The following is a 15,910-nucleotide window of genomic DNA, read 5'->3' as shown; positions in this document are numbered from 1 at the left end:
AATATACAGTTGTATTTTAAAATAAAATGTAAACTGATGTAGTAATTTTAAATACAATACAAATAGAAAAAGTTGTTAGATTTTGGTATAATATAATTATAAAACTAAAATAGGGGTGATATTTATGAGTTGTCCAGCAATACTAGAGAAAAATATAAATAGATTAAATGATTTATTTGTACTCTTAGATTTAAGCCCAAGTGAACAAAAAAATATAATGGAAATAGCAGAAAAGTTTCCAATATCTATACCAGCATATTATTTGTCACTTATTAATAAAGAAGATAAAAATGACCCTATAAGAAAAATGGCAATACCATCTGAGTTTGAAAAGGACTTAGAAGGGACATTTGATACTAGTGGGGAAGGAGACAACACTGTAATTACAGGAATGCAACATAAATATAATGAAACAGTTATGATTTTATCCACAAATCAATGCGCTATGTACTGTAGACATTGTTTTAGAAAAAGATTAGTGGGATTATCTGATGAAGAAATAGCTAAACATTTTGAAGAAATGGCTCAATATATAAAAGAGCATAAAGAAATCTCAAATGTACTCATTTCTGGAGGGGACTCTCTTGTAAATTCTAATACAAAAATAGAGTATTTATTAAAATTGTTTACATCCATAGATAATTTAGATTTTATAAGATTTGGTACCAGAATACCAGTCGTTATGCCACAGAGAATATCTGAAGATTTGCAATTATTAGAAATATTAAAAAAATATTCAAAGAAAAAACAAATCTATATAGTTACGCAGTTTAATCATCCAAATGAAGTAACAGAAGAATCTAAAAAAGCAATAAAAATGCTTCAAAAAATAGGTATAGTTGTCAAAAACCAAACTGTACTCTTAAAAGGAGTAAATGACGATTCTCATGTTTTAGGATCATTATTAAAAAAACTTACATCAATCGGTGTAGTACCTTATTATATATTTCAATGTAGACCAGTAAAGGGAGTAAAAGGACAATTTCAAGTTCCATTTGAAAGGGGCTATGAGATAATTGAAGGTGCAAAAGCTATGCAAAATGGACAGGGTAAATGTTTTAAATATTGTTTTTCTTGTGAAAGTGGCAAAATAGAAGTCGTTGGTAAATTAGGAGATGAAATGATATTTAAATTTCATGAGGCAAAATACGAAAAAGATTACAGCAGAATTTTTACTAAAAAACTAGAAAAAGATACATGCTGGTTATATGATATAGATTAAATTATATAATCAAATATAGACTAAAGTTTTATTTGATTCAAAATAAAAAGACGTGAACAATAATTCACGCCTTTTTTTATTCTAAGGAAATTATATATTATCTGGTTTATGGATAATGTATAATTTCCAACCTATTAACTTAAGCAACGGAATCTCCGATTCGTTGGCGCCATGAGCGAAGCGAATTTTTTATTTTATATTATTAAAAAATCTAAATTAATATTGATTTGTCTATATCAAATTTACTTTTTTTGAAAGTTAAGTTATTAAAATTTTTTACAAAATATTTGTAAATATCACTAGAAACAGGTTCAAAATCAAAAAACAATTTACATATTTCAACTTCATCACCTGTTTTTCTAAAATACTCACAAATCCACTTTGGCTCTTCAAAATATATTTTTAGATTTGCAGACACATTATTCATATTAAATCCCCCCAGACTAATTATAAAGAGTTAGTATAATTCTTAATAATAATTATTCTGAAAGTTTACAAACTATTCCAAAAATAACAAGTATACATAGAAAAAACTTGTACTAATTTAAAATTAATACAAGTTTTGTAAACTAGAGAGATATATATAATTGAAAAGTATCAACATCTATCTCATCATTTTATCTTCTTTATCTAAAATTAAATCGACATCTACTTTACCGTCGATAGCTTTTTTAATAGCTTCTTCAATAGTCTTACCAAGAGGCATTAAATGTGTAGTATGATAAGAAACTTTGTCTAATGTTCCAAAACAAAATCTATAACCAGTTGAAAATCCAAATAAAGTGTAATGCCCATCATATTTTTCCTTAGCTATATAGTCGGCAACTATTAAAGCTTGTGCTAAATCCATGTTGTCCATGTTTTTTACAAATATAAGTTTTTCTTTAGGTAAAACTTTTTTTATTGAATCATCATCTAGTCTAACGAGCGCTTCATGAGTGCTTATTTCTTTTAAATATACACCTAAAGAACTTTCACTACCATTATCATATAAAATTCTATCGCCAAATTTCATGACTAAATCCCCCCTGATAAAAACTTTTTTTTAGTCTATAAATTATTGTTCTATATATAAATTATAGTCTAATAGATTTATTATTTCAACAAATATTGGATTAAAAAGAATTGAAAAAATACTAAAAATAATTAGAAAAAGGACGAAATTAAATGGTTTGAAAAATTTTATTGAAAAACATAGTTATTTCTAATTGACATTGATTATCAAATTGTGTTACTCTTATATCAGAAAAAATTGAAAGTGAGGAGTACAATGATATTTAAAAGCAAAAAAGTAAAAACAGCTATGGCTGCATTAGCAATTTTAACAATATTTGGGGGGAGTATAAGTAGTTCATATGCAGCTGAACTAACTAACGCACAAAGTGCTGTTGTAGCAAGTCAACAAAGAATAGACTTAGATACAACTTTCAAAAAAGATAATTCAGATGAAGCATCTTCTGCAAATAGTTACCTACAAGACAGCTACTTAAAAGTAGAAAACGGAAAAAGATATATGGTTTTAGAATTAGGATCTGGAGATTTAATGAAATCTGTAGTACCTACTATAAATGGTCAAGAAATAAAATACGAAAATGAATTAAATGAATCAACTAAAGTTAGAACTATTACTTTCGAAATATCTTCTTTAAATGATGATATAAGAATAAAATTCCAAATAAATCCATTTGGTAATTTTATAGTAAATGCTACTGCTAGAGTAGATGCTAAAATATCAACAGGTTCAACTGAGGACAAAGACGATACAGTTACTAGTCCAACTCAAAAACCACAACAACCAGAACAACAACCAGAGCAAAAACCTGAAGAAGATAAAGATAACAAAGACGATAAAGAAGATAAAGACGACAAAGAAGAAGACAAAGATGATAAAAATGACAATGTAGATAACGGAAACAATGGAAACAACAACGGAAACAATTCAAACGGATCTACATCAGATAAAAATGACAACAACTCATCAAATGGAACATATAAAAATGGTCATTATCAAGTAAAAAATGTTGTTATATTAGACAATCCAGTAGGATATTCAATGGTTAGAGGAATCTTAAACGAAACTAGTAACGTTGAAATAAAAGATGGAAAATACTACTTAACATTAGAAATAGGACAAAGTAGTTTAATGAAAAATATAGTTATAAAAGCTAACTCAAAAACTTTAAGCTATACAAAAACAAATGTTGGAAATGATACTATAAGAATAAAAGTTGAAATACCAAGTTTATCAACAAAACTTAACATAAGTACATATGTAGATGCAATGAGCAAAACAGTTGATTTCGATGTTAAATTAAACGAATCTACATTAAAATTTGTAAGTGCTAACCAAGAAGGTCAATTACCAGAAAACAACAACCAAGGTACTATACCAGGTGGCGGAAACACAGGTGGAGGATCAAATGATTCAAACTCTGGTTCAAATGATACAGTAGTTGGAGATACTGCTACAAAAGGTAAACTTTATACTATACAAAATAAAGTAGTTCACCAAAACGAAACTGGTAGAGAAATGGCTAGAAAATATTTAAACCAAACTTCTAAAGTAGAAGATATAGATGGACAACTTTACTTAACACTTACATTCACAGGTACAAACTTAATGAACAACCATAAATTCTATGTAAATGGTTCATTAGTAAGCCATCAAGTAACTGCATCTTCTTCAACTAGCAAAAGCTACAGATTTAAAATAAGCTCATTAAAAGATGATATAAAAGTAAGTGCATACATAATACCAATGAGCAGATCAGTTGAATTCGGTGTTCAATTATTAGAAAGCACTTATACATTTGTAAAAGATATAGATGGATCAGGAAGTAGCTTACCACAAACAGGTAGCGTAATAAACGCAGAATCAATGTTAGCTGGTGGTAGTTTAATAACTGCATTAGGTGCATTTATAGGAAGAAGAAAAAGAAAGTAGGACTTAAGCATGAAAATTTTAAAGCATTTATTTACTATATGTTTGACTATACTTTGTTTAACTAATGTAGCATTTGCTGCAGGAAATGAAGATATAGAACCAGGATTATACAACATACAAAACGACGTTTATCATGAACAAGAAATTGGAATGACAATGGCGAGAACTTATTTAGATGAGACTATGCAACTTGAAGTAGTAGGTGACGGAACTTACAACTACATAATAGGATTTAGTGGAACTGAATACATGAACAATCACAGATTTACAGTAGATGGTAAACCTGTAGAAAATGTAGAAACTGTTGAAGAAGGTGCTTCAACTGTTAAATTAAAATTTAACGTTGATTCATTAGATTCAAAGATCCAAACTCAAATATATGTTGACGCTATGGGAAGAGACGTTGAATTTGATATAATACCTAATTTCGATACTTTAGAACTTGTTGAAAAATACGAAGTAGAAGAAGAAGAGGAAGAAGTTAAAGCTACAAATACTGAGAATGAAGAATCAAATAATGATGCTGAAAAAACTCAAGACGAAGCTAAAGAATCTAAATCTTCTACACCTGTAATAATAGCAGGAGCAGTAGCTGTAGTAGCAGTTGTTGCGGGAATAGTAATATTTAATAAGAAGAAAAAATAGATGCGAAAAAAATTAAGTATATTTTTAATCCTTGTGGGATTATTAATGATAATAATCCCGCAAGGATTAAGGTATTATTCAAAATATGTTGAAAACAACAGTATAGATAAGTTCAAACAAGAAATAAAACAAGCTGAAGTAAAACAAACTTATGAACCTGGAGAAGAAATCGCAATTATGAGGGTTAATTCAGTAGGTTTGGAAACAGTAATCGTAGAGGGCACAGATAATAAGTATCTAAAATATTATGCATGTCACTTTGAAGGAACTGCTATGCCAGGAGAAGAGGGCAATTTCTCTGTTGCAGGACATAGTAGTTATTTGTATAACCAAGTATTTAACGAACTACACAAAGTAAAAATAAACGATGAAATAGAAATTGAAACTACAAAGGGCATATTTAAGTATAAGATAACAGAAAAATTTGATACAGAGGCTGAAAATACTTCAGTACTTACCCAAGATATGAGTAAAAAAGAGATAACTTTAGTTACTTGTACAAATGGTGGTAAAAAAAGACTTATTATTAAAGGAGAAATTATGGAGTAATTTCTCTTAAATTTTGGCAAATAAGGATAAATTAAATATCATAAAGATAAAAAAGCCAAAATATGGATTTGAAAATTATTTAAATTTATATAAATGACAATTAAAGAGAATTAAAAAAGACAGTATTGTGATATAGGAAATGAGGACGAGAAGTTGAAAAAGATTTTAAGTTTAATATCTATTTTAATGGTTACTTTTTCTGTAGTTGGATGTTCAAGCAGTAATACAGATAGCGCTAGTTCAGAAAATAATTCAGCTAATAAAGGAGATGTAGTTGTAGCAACATCTGTTGCAATAACTCAAATACTTGATAGATTAGATGTAGCAGTTAGCGGTGTTCCAAAAACTAATTACGACCTTCCAGAAAGCGCAAAAGGTGCAACAGAAGTTGGAAGTCCAATGAGTCCAGATATGGAAATAATAAAATCATTAAATCCTACAAGTGTAATATGCGTAGATACACTAGGAAGTGATTATGAAAAACAATTTAAAGAAAATAACATAGACGCTGATTTTTACAACTTAAGCACAGTTGATGGATTAAAAGAAACTGTAACAGCTTTAGGAGAAAAATTCGGAAAACAAGATAAAGCAAATGAAATACTAGATGAAATAAACAAAGTAGAAGAAAAAGTTAATTCTAATAAAAAATCGGATGATAAAATCTTAGTATTATTTGGGGCACCAGGAAGTGTAATGGTTGCAACAGATAAAAGTTATGTAGGAAATTTAGTTGAATTAGCAGGAGGACAAAATATATTCTCAAATGCAGCAACTTCATTTACAACACTTAACTTAGAAGAGATAATAAAATTAAATCCAGATAAAATACTAGTTATGACTCATGCTGATCCAGAAGTTGCAAAAAAAGCAGTATCAGATGAGTTAAGCAAAGAACTATGGCAAAATGTAAATGCAGTTAAAAATAACGATATAACTTATTTAGAAAATGGTTATTTCGGTATGAGTGCAAACTTACAAATAGTTGAGGCTGTAGAAAAATTAGGAGATATATTATATGAGTAGAATAGAAACACATACTTTAAGTAGTTCTAAAAAAATATGCATGATACTTGGTACAGTTTTTATTTTATTGATTACAATATTAATATCTTTAAGAATAGGTAGTTTAGACATTTCAATCAAAGAATTACTTGAGGGAATGTTCTTAAATAGACAAAGTAACAACTTTTTAATTATTAAAGACCTTAGAATGCCGAGAGTTCTAAGTGCTGTTTTAATCGGTGGAAATCTTGCAGTAGCAGGTGCACTTTTACAAACTACTATGAAAAATCCACTAGCTGATCCTGGTATAATCGGTATATCATCAGGAGCTAGTTTAGCATCAATAGCTGTAATGGTGTTATTTTCACAATTTATAAAATACAAACTTATATTAGCTTTTATAGGTGGTATAGTAGCTGCTTGTCTTGTATATTTAATAGGAGAAGACAAGGGATTCTCACCAGTTAGAATAATTTTAGCCGGTGTATGTGTAAACTCAATCTTAAATGCATTATCATCAATGATGACAGTATTTAATAGTTCAGGAGTTTCAACTATACAAACTTGGCTTTTAGGAAGTTTAGTAAATGTAACTTGGGCAGATTTTAGAATATTAGCTTGTTATACAGTAGCAGGGCTTGTATTATGCTTATCAGTTATAAAATGCTGTGACCTTATGGGTCTTGGCGATAAAACAGCTCAAAGTTTAGGGTTAAATGTAAATAAAGTTAGAGTATTAATAACTTTTGTAGCAGTATTTTTAACAAGTATATCTACAGGAGTTGGTGGTGTTATATCATTTGTCGGACTTGTAATACCACATATATGTAGATTCTTAATAGGATCTAGTCATAAATTCTTAATACCATTTAGTTATGTTATGGGAGGATTTTTACTTCTTGTAGCAGACACAATATCTAGAAATATATTTAGACCTTACGAGATACCAGTAGGGGTAACAATGTGTTTAATAGGTGGTCCATTCTTTATTTATATACTTAGAAGGAGCAAAAGATAATGGTTAAGTTAGAAAATATAAGTTTTTCTTATAATAAAAAACAAGAATTTATAAAAGATTTATCATTAGAATTTAAAAGTGGAGAAGTTACTACTATCCTTGGACCAAATGGAAGTGGAAAAAGTACACTTTTACATATGATATCTACTTACTTAAAACCTAAGTCTGGAAAAATATATTTAGGAGATAAAGACTTAGGCAAGTTAAAACAAAAAGAAATTGCAAAATATATATCATGTGTGTATCAAGAAAATGAAGCACCAGATGATATAACTGTTAGAGACTTAGTTGCATTTGGTAGAACTATATATCCAAATGTTAAAAAAGAAGATAAAGAAGAAAATGAAAGAATGATAGACTTTGCCTTAAAAGCCACAGGTATAGAAGAAATACAAGATAAAAAAGTAGTTAATTTATCGGGTGGACAAAAGCAAAGAGCATTTATAGCAATGTCGCTTGCACAAAATACAGGCGTATTACTTCTTGATGAGCCTACAACTTATCTTGATATTTACCATCAAATAGAGATACTAGAAGTAGTAAAAACTCTAAACGAAAAGTACAATATTACGATAATAATGGTTTTACATGATTTAAACCAAGCTATAAACTATAGTCATAATATCGTAATTATGAAAAATGGGAAATTAATAAAGCAAGGTAGATCACAAGAAGTTCTAGATGAAGATACTATAAAAGATGTATATAACGTAACAGGATATATACATAAACAAGATGAAGAGGTGTACTTTATACCTAAGCAAATTTGTTAGATTATAATTTATATAATCTCATCTAATATTAATATAAAATATTTTAAACAAGGATGCTTATATAGGCATTCTTGTTTTACTAAATAGGTAATTTCCAAATATTTCAAATTAGGGGGAGAGATATGTTATCTCTAAAAAAAATAGGGCTTATAGCTCTTGGAACGATTTCATTAGCAATAGGAATAATAGGAATATTTTTACCTTTAATTCCTACAACACCACTATTACTTTTAACATCTTACTGTTATATAAGTAGTAGTGAAAAATTAAGCGAAAAATTCATGAATACAAAAATTTACGATAAATACGTTAGAAACTTCCACGAAAAAGGTGGAATGACTTTAAAAGGTAAATTAATGCTTACTATACCAGTATCATTACTTTTACTATTTATGTTTATAACTATTAAAAGCCCAATAATGAGAGTAGTTATTGTAGTTATGTGGGTTACAAAAGTTGTATTCTTTACAAAAATGAAGACGATAAAAATCGAAGAGGTGTAAAATGTTTAAAAAGAGATTATTAGAACTATGCAATAGTTCTAAAAAATGGATTGCTATGACAGTTCTAATGAACTGGATATCAATTATATGTAACATATTAGTTATCCTATTTATAGGAAATACAATAGATAGTTTAATAAAATCAGAATTAGAAATAAATTACTTAAGAGATGGTCTTTATATAGGATCACTTTTAGTAATAAGATTCTTAGCAAATTATTATTCAACAAGATTCTCACTTAACTCATCAAGTGAAGTTAAAAAAATATTAAGAGAAAAAATATATGAAAAATTATTAAATATAGGTGTAAATTACAATAAATTTATATCTACATCATCAGTAGTACAAATAGGTGTTGATGGTGTTGAGGCGTTAGAAATATACTTTGGTAGATTTTTACCACAATTATTCTACAGTGCATTAGCTCCACTTACATTATTTGTAGTAGTATCATTTATAAGCTTTAAAGTAGCATTAGTATTATTAATATGTGTACCTTTAATACCGCTTACAATAATGGCAGTTATGAAAATAGCTAAAAAATTATTAAGCAAATACTGGGGTGTATATACTAATTTAGGTGATTCATTCTTAGAAAATCTTCAAGGTCTTACTACTTTAAAAATATTTGACTTAGATGAAGAAAAAAATAAAGAGATGAATGAAGATGCAGAAAACTTCAGAAAAATAACAATGAGAGTTTTATTAATGCAGTTAAATTCAATAACAATAATGGATTTAGTTGCTTACGGTGGTTCAGCAATAGGTATATTAATAGCTATAAGCCAATTTAGAAATGGGATAATAACTCCTGGTGGGCTTTTAATTATAATACTTTTAAGTGCAGAATTCTTCTTACCGATGAGACTTTTAGGTTCACTATTCCACGTTGCTATGAATGGTATATCAGCAAGTGATAGAATATTTGACTTACTTGATATAGAAGTAGAAGAAAAACCATCTTTAACTGAAGAACAAATGAAATCTCTTGAAAATATAGACATAAAATTAGAAAACGTGTCTTATAGTTACGACAAGAAAAGAACAATATTAGAAGATATAAATATAGACATAAAAGAAAAACAAACTGTTGCGTTTGTCGGAGAAAGTGGTTCGGGAAAAAGTACAATCACTAGCTTACTTCTTAAAATAGACGAAGTAGATAAAGGTGCTATAACATTTAACGGAATTAACTTAAACGACATACCATTTGATGTATTAAATAAAAAAGTTGGATTTATAAACCACAACGCTTATATATTCAACACAACAATAAGAGAAAATATAAAAATGGGTAAAAAAGATGCTACAGATGAAGAAATCTATGCAGTATTAAAAGAAGCAAACTTAGATAGCTTCGTTAAAAACCTTCCAAACAAATTAGATACAAAAGTTGGAGAAGGCGGAAACTTACTTTCTGGTGGACAAAAACAAAGACTTTGTCTTGCTAGAACAATAATCAAAAACCCAGATATCTATATATTCGACGAGGCTACTTCAAATATAGACGTAGAAAGTGAAGAGAAGATTTGGGAAAGTATAGAAAAAATATCTAAAGATAAAACAGTTATAATAATTTCACACAGATTATTAAACGTTAAAAATGCAGATACAATCTACATGTTAGAAAATGGAGTAATAGCTGAAAGCGGAAACCATAACGAGCTTATGCTAAAAGGCGGAGTATATAAAAACTTAGTAGATCACCAAAATGATTTAGAAAACATATACAGCGAATTAGAAAGTAAAAACTTAGAAAAAACTTCAGATGAAATCGAGGTGATATAGTATGAATAAAGAGAGACAATCAGGATTTAAAATAATGTTAAGACTTATAAAAGTCTTAAAACCACTAGCACCAATAATGATGATAACTATATCATTCGGTATATTAGGATTTTTAGCTGCAACTGCAATAACATCATTTGGTATGGTTGCAGGAGCAGATATATTAGGATTTAATGTAGGTATGAGTGCCTCTACTGCTATAAAAATAGTTATAGCTTGTGCAATACTTAGAGGTATACTTAGATTTATAGAGCAGTATTCAGGACACTTTATAGCCTTTACAATACTTGCAATATTAAGAGATCAAGTTTTTAAAGCGTTAAGAAAATTAGCTCCAGCAAAACTTGAATCAAAAGAAAAAGGTAGTTTAATATCTATAATAACAAGTGATATAGAATTATTAGAAGTATTTTATGCTCATACAGTAGCACCAATAGCTATAGGTGTAGTTACATCAATTATAATAGCATGCGTATTATTTAGTATAAACCCAGTATTTGGGGCATTATCAGTAGTATTTTATCTAATAGTAGGATACTTTATACCAGTATTCTCATCAAAATTTGCTAAACAAGGTGGGGTTGAATATAGAGCTGCATTTGCAGATTCAAACTCATACTTCTTAGAAAGTTTAAATGGTATAAAAGAAATACTTTTATTTGATAAAGGTGAAGATAGAAAAAATGCTATAAACGAAAATAGTGAAAACTTACACGAGAAAATGGGTGTAATAAAAGGTCATGAGGGAATAATAAGAGCCTTCACTGATATAGTAATAATGATAGCAATACTTACATTCTTATTTGTAAGTATAGAGTTAAATAAACAAGGTCAAATAACAATAGGACAAGGATTAGTTGCAATAGTAACTCTTGCAAGTTCATTTGGACCAGTTGTTGCACTAAGCAACTTATCAAACAACTTAATTCAAACATTTGCATGTGCACAAAGACTATTTGATATATTAGACGAAGTGCCAGTAGTTGAAGATGTAGAAGGTGAAATAGAACTTTCTTCAAAAGATATAAAAGTAGATAATATAAGCTTTGATTATGAAAATAGAGAAAATATATTAAAAGACTTATCACTTGATATTAAAAAAGGTGAAAAAGTCGCTATAATAGGTGAGAGTGGATCTGGTAAGAGTACACTTCTTAAATTAATGATGAGATTCTGGAATGTAAATAAAGGTGAAATCTCAATAGGTGATGAAAACTTAAAAAATATACCTACAAAAACTTTAAGAAAATCTCAAACTCTAGTGAGTCAAGATACATTCTTATTTAACGATACAATATTAAATAACATCAAAATGGGTGATAGAAATGCAAGCTTTGAAGAAGTTGTAGAGGCCGCTAAAAAAGCATCTATCCATGAGTTTATAATGAAACTTCCACAAGGATACGAAACAAATGTTGGAGAATTAGGTGGAAACTTATCATCAGGTGAAAAACAAAGAATGTCTATGGCTAGAGCATTCTTAAGAAATAGTGACATACTTATACTAGACGAGCCTACAAGTAACTTAGATACATTAAATGAGGCAAGTATATTAAAAAGTATAGATGATGAATGTAAAGATAAAACAATAGTAATGGTATCTCATAGAAAATCAAGTAGTGCAATATGCAATAAGAGATACGGATTAGAAAACAAAAAACTTGTACGTATACAATAAATATAGTACTAGATAGAGTTTTATAGTTTAGTAGGCCTGTGATTTATCATACGGCCTACTTTAAATTGAATTTATGAGGAAATGGAAGATAGATATGACTAGAATAGAGAGAGAAAAAAAGATAATAGGTGTAATGGTAGATATATACTGTAAGAAAAAACATAAACACAAAGACGGTTTATGTGAAGAATGTCAAGAATTATTAGATTACAGTAGACAAAGACTAGATAAGTGTAAATTCGGTGAAGAAAAAACTTACTGTCAAAAATGTCCTATACACTGCTATAAAAAAAGCATGAAAGAAAAAGTAAAAGACGTTATGAAGTTCAGTGGTCCTAGATTATTAATATACAGACCAGTTGATTTCTTCAGACATCTTATAGGAAAATAAGAAAATATTTAGCTTAAAGATTTTTGCAATTTATTATAAAAAGGAGATAAAGTTTTTGTGATTTATCTCCTTTTTTTGCTTATTTCCCTTGCAATTTGTGCCATTTTTATGGATAATAGATATAGCTAAAAATAATATAATAATAGTAAAAATATGTATTGTATATTGTTTATAATTATAGAATATACAATTAAAAAAATGGAGGTATATAATGGAAATAAACTTTAAAACTTCAGGAATATGCTGTAGAGAAATGAACTTCTCAGTTGATGAAAATAACACAATAACTGACGTTGAATTCGTAGGAGGATGTAACGGAAATCTTTCAGGAATGGCTAAATTATTAATAGGACAAAATGCATTAGAAGTTGCAGACAAATTAGAAGGAACTACTTGTGGAAACAAAATGACTTCATGTCCAGACCAATTATCAAAAGCTATAAAAGAAAATATAAAATAATTACATAGATAAAATATATTTATATTTAGTATTAATATATAATTATTGACAAAAATTTTGACTTTGAATATAATATAATGTATATGTATATAAAATCAAAATTTGTCAATAATAATATAAAAAGCTAAGATAAGGAATAGTAATAATAATAACTTAAACAGAAAGTAGCCGGTTGATGAGAGGCGCGCTAGGGATATTATGAATACACCTTTGAGCTTCACTTTTGAAATATAGTAGGGAGTGACGTGTGCACACGTTATAGTGCAGAGTTTTTAACTCACTGAGGTAGATAATGTGAATTATCTATAAACAAAGGTGGTAACGCGAGATATGCCCTCGTCCTTTAGATAGGACGAGGGCTTTTATATTTTACAAAATAAATTTTTCATATTAACTAAATTAAAACTTAATAAATATTTTAAAAAATTTATTAAAACATGAAATTATATTTAATTTTAAATAAAGGAGTGAATAAAATGACAGTATACGAAGAATTAGTCGAAAGAGGACTTATCGCACAAGTAACTGACGAAGACGAATTAAAAGAATTAATAAATGCAGGTAAAGCTACATTCTATATAGGATTCGATGCTACTGCTGATTCTCTACACGTAGGTCACTTCATGGCTTTATGCTTAATGAAGAGATTACAAATGTCTGGTAGCAGACCTATAGCGCTAGTAGGTGGAGGAACTACAATGATAGGTGATCCATCTGGTAGAAGTGATATGAGACAAATGATGACTCCAGAGATGATAAACCATAACTGTGAGTGTTTCAAAAAACAAATGAGTAAATTTATAGATTTCTCAGATGACAAAGCAGTATTAGTAAACAACGCTGACTGGCTACTTGACTTAAATTATGTAGACGTATTAAGAGAAGTTGGTTCTTGCTTTAGCGTTAACAGAATGCTTTCTGCTGAATGTTACAAACAAAGAATGGACAGAGAAGGTGGGCTTACTTTCTTAGAATTCAACTACATGATAATGCAAGCTTACGATTTCTATCAATTATACCAAAAATACGGATGCCAAATGCAATTAGGTGGTAACGACCAATGGTCAAACATGCTTGCAGGAACTGACCTAATAAGACGTAAATTAGGAGAAAATGCATACGCTATGACTATAACTCTTCTTCTTAACTCTGAAGGTAAGAAAATGGGTAAAACTCAATCAGGTGCTGTATGGCTAGACCCTAATAAAACTTCTCCATTTGAATTCTACCAATACTGGAGAAACGTATCAGATGCTGACGTTATAAAATGCTTAAAAATGCTTACTTTCTTACCACTTGAAGAAATAAAAGCAATGGAAAACTGGGAAGGTAGCGAGCTTAATAAAGCTAAAGAAATACTTGCATACGAATTAACTAAATTAGTTCACAGCGAAGAAGATGCAGTAGCTGCTCAAGAAAGTTCAAGAGCATTATTTAGCCAAGGAAATGCTGCAAATATGCCTACTGTTGAATTAAGTGAAGATGATTTAGAAGAAGGTAAAATAGATATAATAAGCTTACTTGTTAAAGCTGACCTTGCACCAACAAGATCAGAAGCTAGACGTAATATACAACAAGGTGGAGTTTCTGTAAATGGTGAAAAAATAACAGATATCCAAGCTACAGTTTCTAAAGAAGAATTAGAAGGTGACGGAGCAGTTGTAAAACGTGGTAAAAAGAAATTCAAAAAAGTTATAGTAAAATAATTTATATTTAATATAAAAAAGGAGTTATGAAATTAATCATAGCTCCTTTTTATATTAATTTTTTGTTTTTACTATTTAACTCCAATTATACCATCGACTAATACATCTACACTTGCATTTAAGAAGTAGTCATTTATATTTACATCTTTTAAAGCTTCTCTTATAGACTGTTCATTGTGTTTAACACCAGTTAATTTCTCTTCTATAAATGATACATCTTCTTTTCCAAAGAAATCACCAAAGAATTTAATATCAGTTATAATTCCTTTTTCTACATTTAAATTAAACTCAACATTTCCTCCAGCATATTTTAATTCATTGCTTAGAGCAAATTTTGGTGAGTTACCATAGTTCCAATCCCAAGTACTGTATTTTTCTTCTACTAATTTTTCTATAGAGGCTATGTCTTCATCAGTCATAGTATACATTTTACTATCTTTGTCTGTTTTAGCTACAAAATCCATTAAGTAATCTTTAAATTCTAAAACTGTCATAGGTTGTTTTAAATGTTCACTTATATTAGTTACTCTAGATTTTACAGATTTAACAGATTTACCTTCAAATTTTATAGGTTTTACTTTAAGTGCAGCAGATACGTCGTTTATTTCTGAAGAGAATAATAAAGTACCGTGGTGCATAACTTTATTTTGATAGTTGTATTGAGCGTTTCCTGAGAACTTTTGTCCGTCTATTAATAAGTCATTACGTCCAGAGAATTCTGCATTTATTCCAAGTCCTTTTAAAGCTTCTACAATAGGCATAGTAAAGCGTTTAAAATCACTAAAGCTATTGTTGTTACAAGCTATAAATGTAAAGCATAAATTTCCTAAATCATGAAAAACTGCTCCTCCACCTGATTGTCTTCTAACTACTTTTATGTCGTGTTCTTTTATGTATTCGTAATTTATTTCAGATAAAGTATTTTGGTTTTTTCCAACTACAATTGCTGATTCATTTCTCCAAAGTAAAAATAAATCTTCATTTGTATTTTTTAAGAAGTATTCTTCCATTGCTAAATTAAAGTAGGGATTTGTTCTTTCGTTGTAAATTAATAACATTAAATTGTTGTCCTCCTATGGATTTAAAATATTTTTAATATGAATACAATATAAATTTATATTTTAATAGTAATACTTTCGACATAAATATAAAAAATCCTTTAATTTGTATCAAAATTTTTCCAATGATTTTTAGGTAAATAAAAACTTAATTTTAAATACTTTCTTT

At 28.7% G+C, this 15,910-nt stretch carries 16 protein-coding genes and 1 other annotated feature; of the genes, 13 read left to right on the top strand and 3 right to left on the bottom strand.

Annotation, left to right across the window (positions count from 1 at the left end):
* Positions 1-124: 124 nt before the first annotated feature.
* Positions 125-1,222, top strand: coding sequence for a KamA family radical SAM protein (locus I4U58_RS07675; protein ID WP_195930708.1), 1,098 nt, complete (start codon positions 125-127; stop codon positions 1,220-1,222).
* Positions 1,223-1,433: 211 nt separating this feature from the next.
* On the opposite strand, the gene I4U58_RS07670 is transcribed toward I4U58_RS07675, so the two are convergent.
* Positions 1,434-1,649 (bottom strand): DUF2992 family protein, encoded by a 216-nt coding sequence (locus I4U58_RS07670; RefSeq protein WP_195930706.1) that lies wholly within the window; start codon positions 1,647-1,649, stop codon positions 1,434-1,436.
* Positions 1,650-1,826: 177 nt separating this feature from the next.
* Positions 1,827-2,237, bottom strand: a complete 411-nt coding sequence (locus tag I4U58_RS07665; protein ID WP_195930704.1) for a hypothetical protein — start codon at positions 2,235-2,237, stop codon at positions 1,827-1,829.
* Between the two features lie 255 nt (positions 2,238-2,492).
* On the opposite strand from I4U58_RS07665, the gene I4U58_RS07660 reads away from it, so the two are divergent.
* The 12 genes from I4U58_RS07660 to tyrS all read left to right on the top strand — a co-directional run bounded on the left by I4U58_RS07660 (position 2,493) and on the right by tyrS (position 14,683).
* A complete protein-coding gene (locus I4U58_RS07660) occupies positions 2,493-4,166 on the top strand; it encodes an NEAT domain-containing protein (RefSeq protein WP_195930702.1) in 1,674 nt (557 codons plus the stop codon).
* A gap of 9 nt (positions 4,167-4,175) precedes the next feature.
* Entirely contained in the window at positions 4,176-4,811 is a 636-nt protein-coding gene (locus I4U58_RS07655; RefSeq protein ID WP_195930700.1) for an NEAT domain-containing protein, read from the top strand.
* Between the two features lie 45 nt (positions 4,812-4,856).
* Positions 4,857-5,360: a class D sortase gene (locus I4U58_RS07650; RefSeq protein WP_243269582.1), complete on the top strand. Its 504-nt coding sequence runs from the start codon at positions 4,857-4,859 to the stop codon at positions 5,358-5,360.
* A gap of 153 nt (positions 5,361-5,513) precedes the next feature.
* Positions 5,514-6,386: a heme ABC transporter substrate-binding protein IsdE gene (gene isdE, locus I4U58_RS07645; protein WP_243269581.1), complete on the top strand. Its 873-nt coding sequence runs from the start codon at positions 5,514-5,516 to the stop codon at positions 6,384-6,386.
* Complete coding sequence (locus tag I4U58_RS07640) at positions 6,379-7,383, top strand: iron ABC transporter permease (RefSeq protein ID WP_195930697.1); 1,005 nt, start codon at positions 6,379-6,381, stop codon at positions 7,381-7,383. Before isdE ends, I4U58_RS07640 begins: the two co-directional genes overlap by 8 nt.
* Positions 7,383-8,156 (top strand): ABC transporter ATP-binding protein, encoded by a 774-nt coding sequence (locus I4U58_RS07635; RefSeq protein ID WP_195930696.1) that lies wholly within the window; start codon positions 7,383-7,385, stop codon positions 8,154-8,156. Before I4U58_RS07640 ends, I4U58_RS07635 begins: the two co-directional genes overlap by 1 nt.
* A 122-nt stretch (positions 8,157-8,278) precedes the next feature.
* Positions 8,279-8,659 carry a YbaN family protein gene (locus I4U58_RS07630; RefSeq protein WP_195930694.1) on the top strand — a complete coding sequence of 127 codons (381 nt, stop codon included), beginning with the start codon at positions 8,279-8,281 and terminating at the stop codon, positions 8,657-8,659.
* Between the two features lies 1 nt (position 8,660).
* The gene (locus tag I4U58_RS07625; RefSeq protein ID WP_195930692.1) at positions 8,661-10,448 is read left to right on the top strand and encodes an ABC transporter ATP-binding protein/permease; all 1,788 of its coding nucleotides are present in this window, start codon (positions 8,661-8,663) and stop codon (positions 10,446-10,448) included.
* A gap of 1 nt (position 10,449) precedes the next feature.
* On the top strand, positions 10,450-12,126 hold the full coding sequence (locus I4U58_RS07620) for an ABC transporter ATP-binding protein (protein ID WP_195930691.1): 1,677 nt from the start codon (positions 10,450-10,452) through the stop codon (positions 12,124-12,126).
* 94 nt (positions 12,127-12,220) lie between these two features.
* Positions 12,221-12,517 carry a nitrous oxide-stimulated promoter family protein gene (locus I4U58_RS07615; RefSeq protein WP_172790283.1) on the top strand — a complete coding sequence of 99 codons (297 nt, stop codon included), beginning with the start codon at positions 12,221-12,223 and terminating at the stop codon, positions 12,515-12,517.
* A 211-nt stretch (positions 12,518-12,728) separates the two neighbouring features.
* Positions 12,729-12,977: a TIGR03905 family TSCPD domain-containing protein gene (locus I4U58_RS07610; RefSeq protein WP_022071090.1), complete on the top strand. Its 249-nt coding sequence runs from the start codon at positions 12,729-12,731 to the stop codon at positions 12,975-12,977.
* Positions 12,978-13,094: 117 nt separating this feature from the next.
* Positions 13,095-13,324 (top strand) — a binding site (T-box leader).
* 129 nt (positions 13,325-13,453) lie between these two features.
* Positions 13,454-14,683, top strand: coding sequence for a tyrosine--tRNA ligase (gene tyrS, locus I4U58_RS07605; RefSeq protein WP_195930690.1), 1,230 nt, complete (start codon positions 13,454-13,456; stop codon positions 14,681-14,683).
* Positions 14,684-14,754: 71 nt separating this feature from the next.
* Here the strand turns inward: tyrS and I4U58_RS07600 are convergent, their stop codons facing one another.
* Positions 14,755-15,741 carry a lipoate--protein ligase gene (locus I4U58_RS07600; RefSeq protein WP_195930689.1) on the bottom strand — a complete coding sequence of 329 codons (987 nt, stop codon included), beginning with the start codon at positions 15,739-15,741 and terminating at the stop codon, positions 14,755-14,757.
* Positions 15,742-15,910 lie beyond the last annotated feature (169 nt).

It is taken from the genome of Clostridium sp. 1001270J_160509_D11 (genome assembly GCF_015667935.1).
In the GTDB taxonomy this organism is placed as follows: Bacteria; Bacillota; Clostridia; order Peptostreptococcales; family Peptostreptococcaceae; genus Intestinibacter.
The sequence above is the reverse complement of the archived record's forward strand: the minus strand, read 5'-3'. Positions and strand labels throughout refer to the sequence as shown.

Bases quoted from the DNA above. Each gene is read 5' to 3' on its own strand.
- I4U58_RS07650 (WP_243269582.1), top strand. From the start codon at position 4,857: ATGATAATAATCCCGCAAGGATTAAGGTATTATTCAAAATATGTTGAA.
- I4U58_RS07625 (WP_195930692.1), top strand. From the start codon at position 8,661: ATGTTTAAAAAGAGATTATTAGAACTATGCAATAGTTCTAAAAAATGG.
- I4U58_RS07620 (WP_195930691.1), top strand. From the start codon at position 10,450: ATGAATAAAGAGAGACAATCAGGATTTAAAATAATGTTAAGACTTATA.
- I4U58_RS07670 (WP_195930706.1), bottom strand. From the start codon at position 1,649: ATGAATAATGTGTCTGCAAATCTAAAAATATATTTTGAAGAGCCAAAG.
- I4U58_RS07630 (WP_195930694.1), top strand. From the start codon at position 8,279: ATGTTATCTCTAAAAAAAATAGGGCTTATAGCTCTTGGAACGATTTCA.
- I4U58_RS07640 (WP_195930697.1), top strand. From the start codon at position 6,379: ATGAGTAGAATAGAAACACATACTTTAAGTAGTTCTAAAAAAATATGC.
- I4U58_RS07675 (WP_195930708.1), top strand. From the start codon at position 125: ATGAGTTGTCCAGCAATACTAGAGAAAAATATAAATAGATTAAATGAT.
- I4U58_RS07635 (WP_195930696.1), top strand. From the start codon at position 7,383: ATGGTTAAGTTAGAAAATATAAGTTTTTCTTATAATAAAAAACAAGAA.
- tyrS (WP_195930690.1), top strand. From the start codon at position 13,454: ATGACAGTATACGAAGAATTAGTCGAAAGAGGACTTATCGCACAAGTA.
- I4U58_RS07615 (WP_172790283.1), top strand. From the start codon at position 12,221: ATGACTAGAATAGAGAGAGAAAAAAAGATAATAGGTGTAATGGTAGAT.
- I4U58_RS07655 (WP_195930700.1), top strand. From the start codon at position 4,176: ATGAAAATTTTAAAGCATTTATTTACTATATGTTTGACTATACTTTGT.
- I4U58_RS07665 (WP_195930704.1), bottom strand. From the start codon at position 2,237: ATGAAATTTGGCGATAGAATTTTATATGATAATGGTAGTGAAAGTTCT.
- I4U58_RS07660 (WP_195930702.1), top strand. From the start codon at position 2,493: ATGATATTTAAAAGCAAAAAAGTAAAAACAGCTATGGCTGCATTAGCA.
- I4U58_RS07610 (WP_022071090.1), top strand. From the start codon at position 12,729: ATGGAAATAAACTTTAAAACTTCAGGAATATGCTGTAGAGAAATGAAC.
- I4U58_RS07600 (WP_195930689.1), bottom strand. From the start codon at position 15,741: ATGTTATTAATTTACAACGAAAGAACAAATCCCTACTTTAATTTAGCA.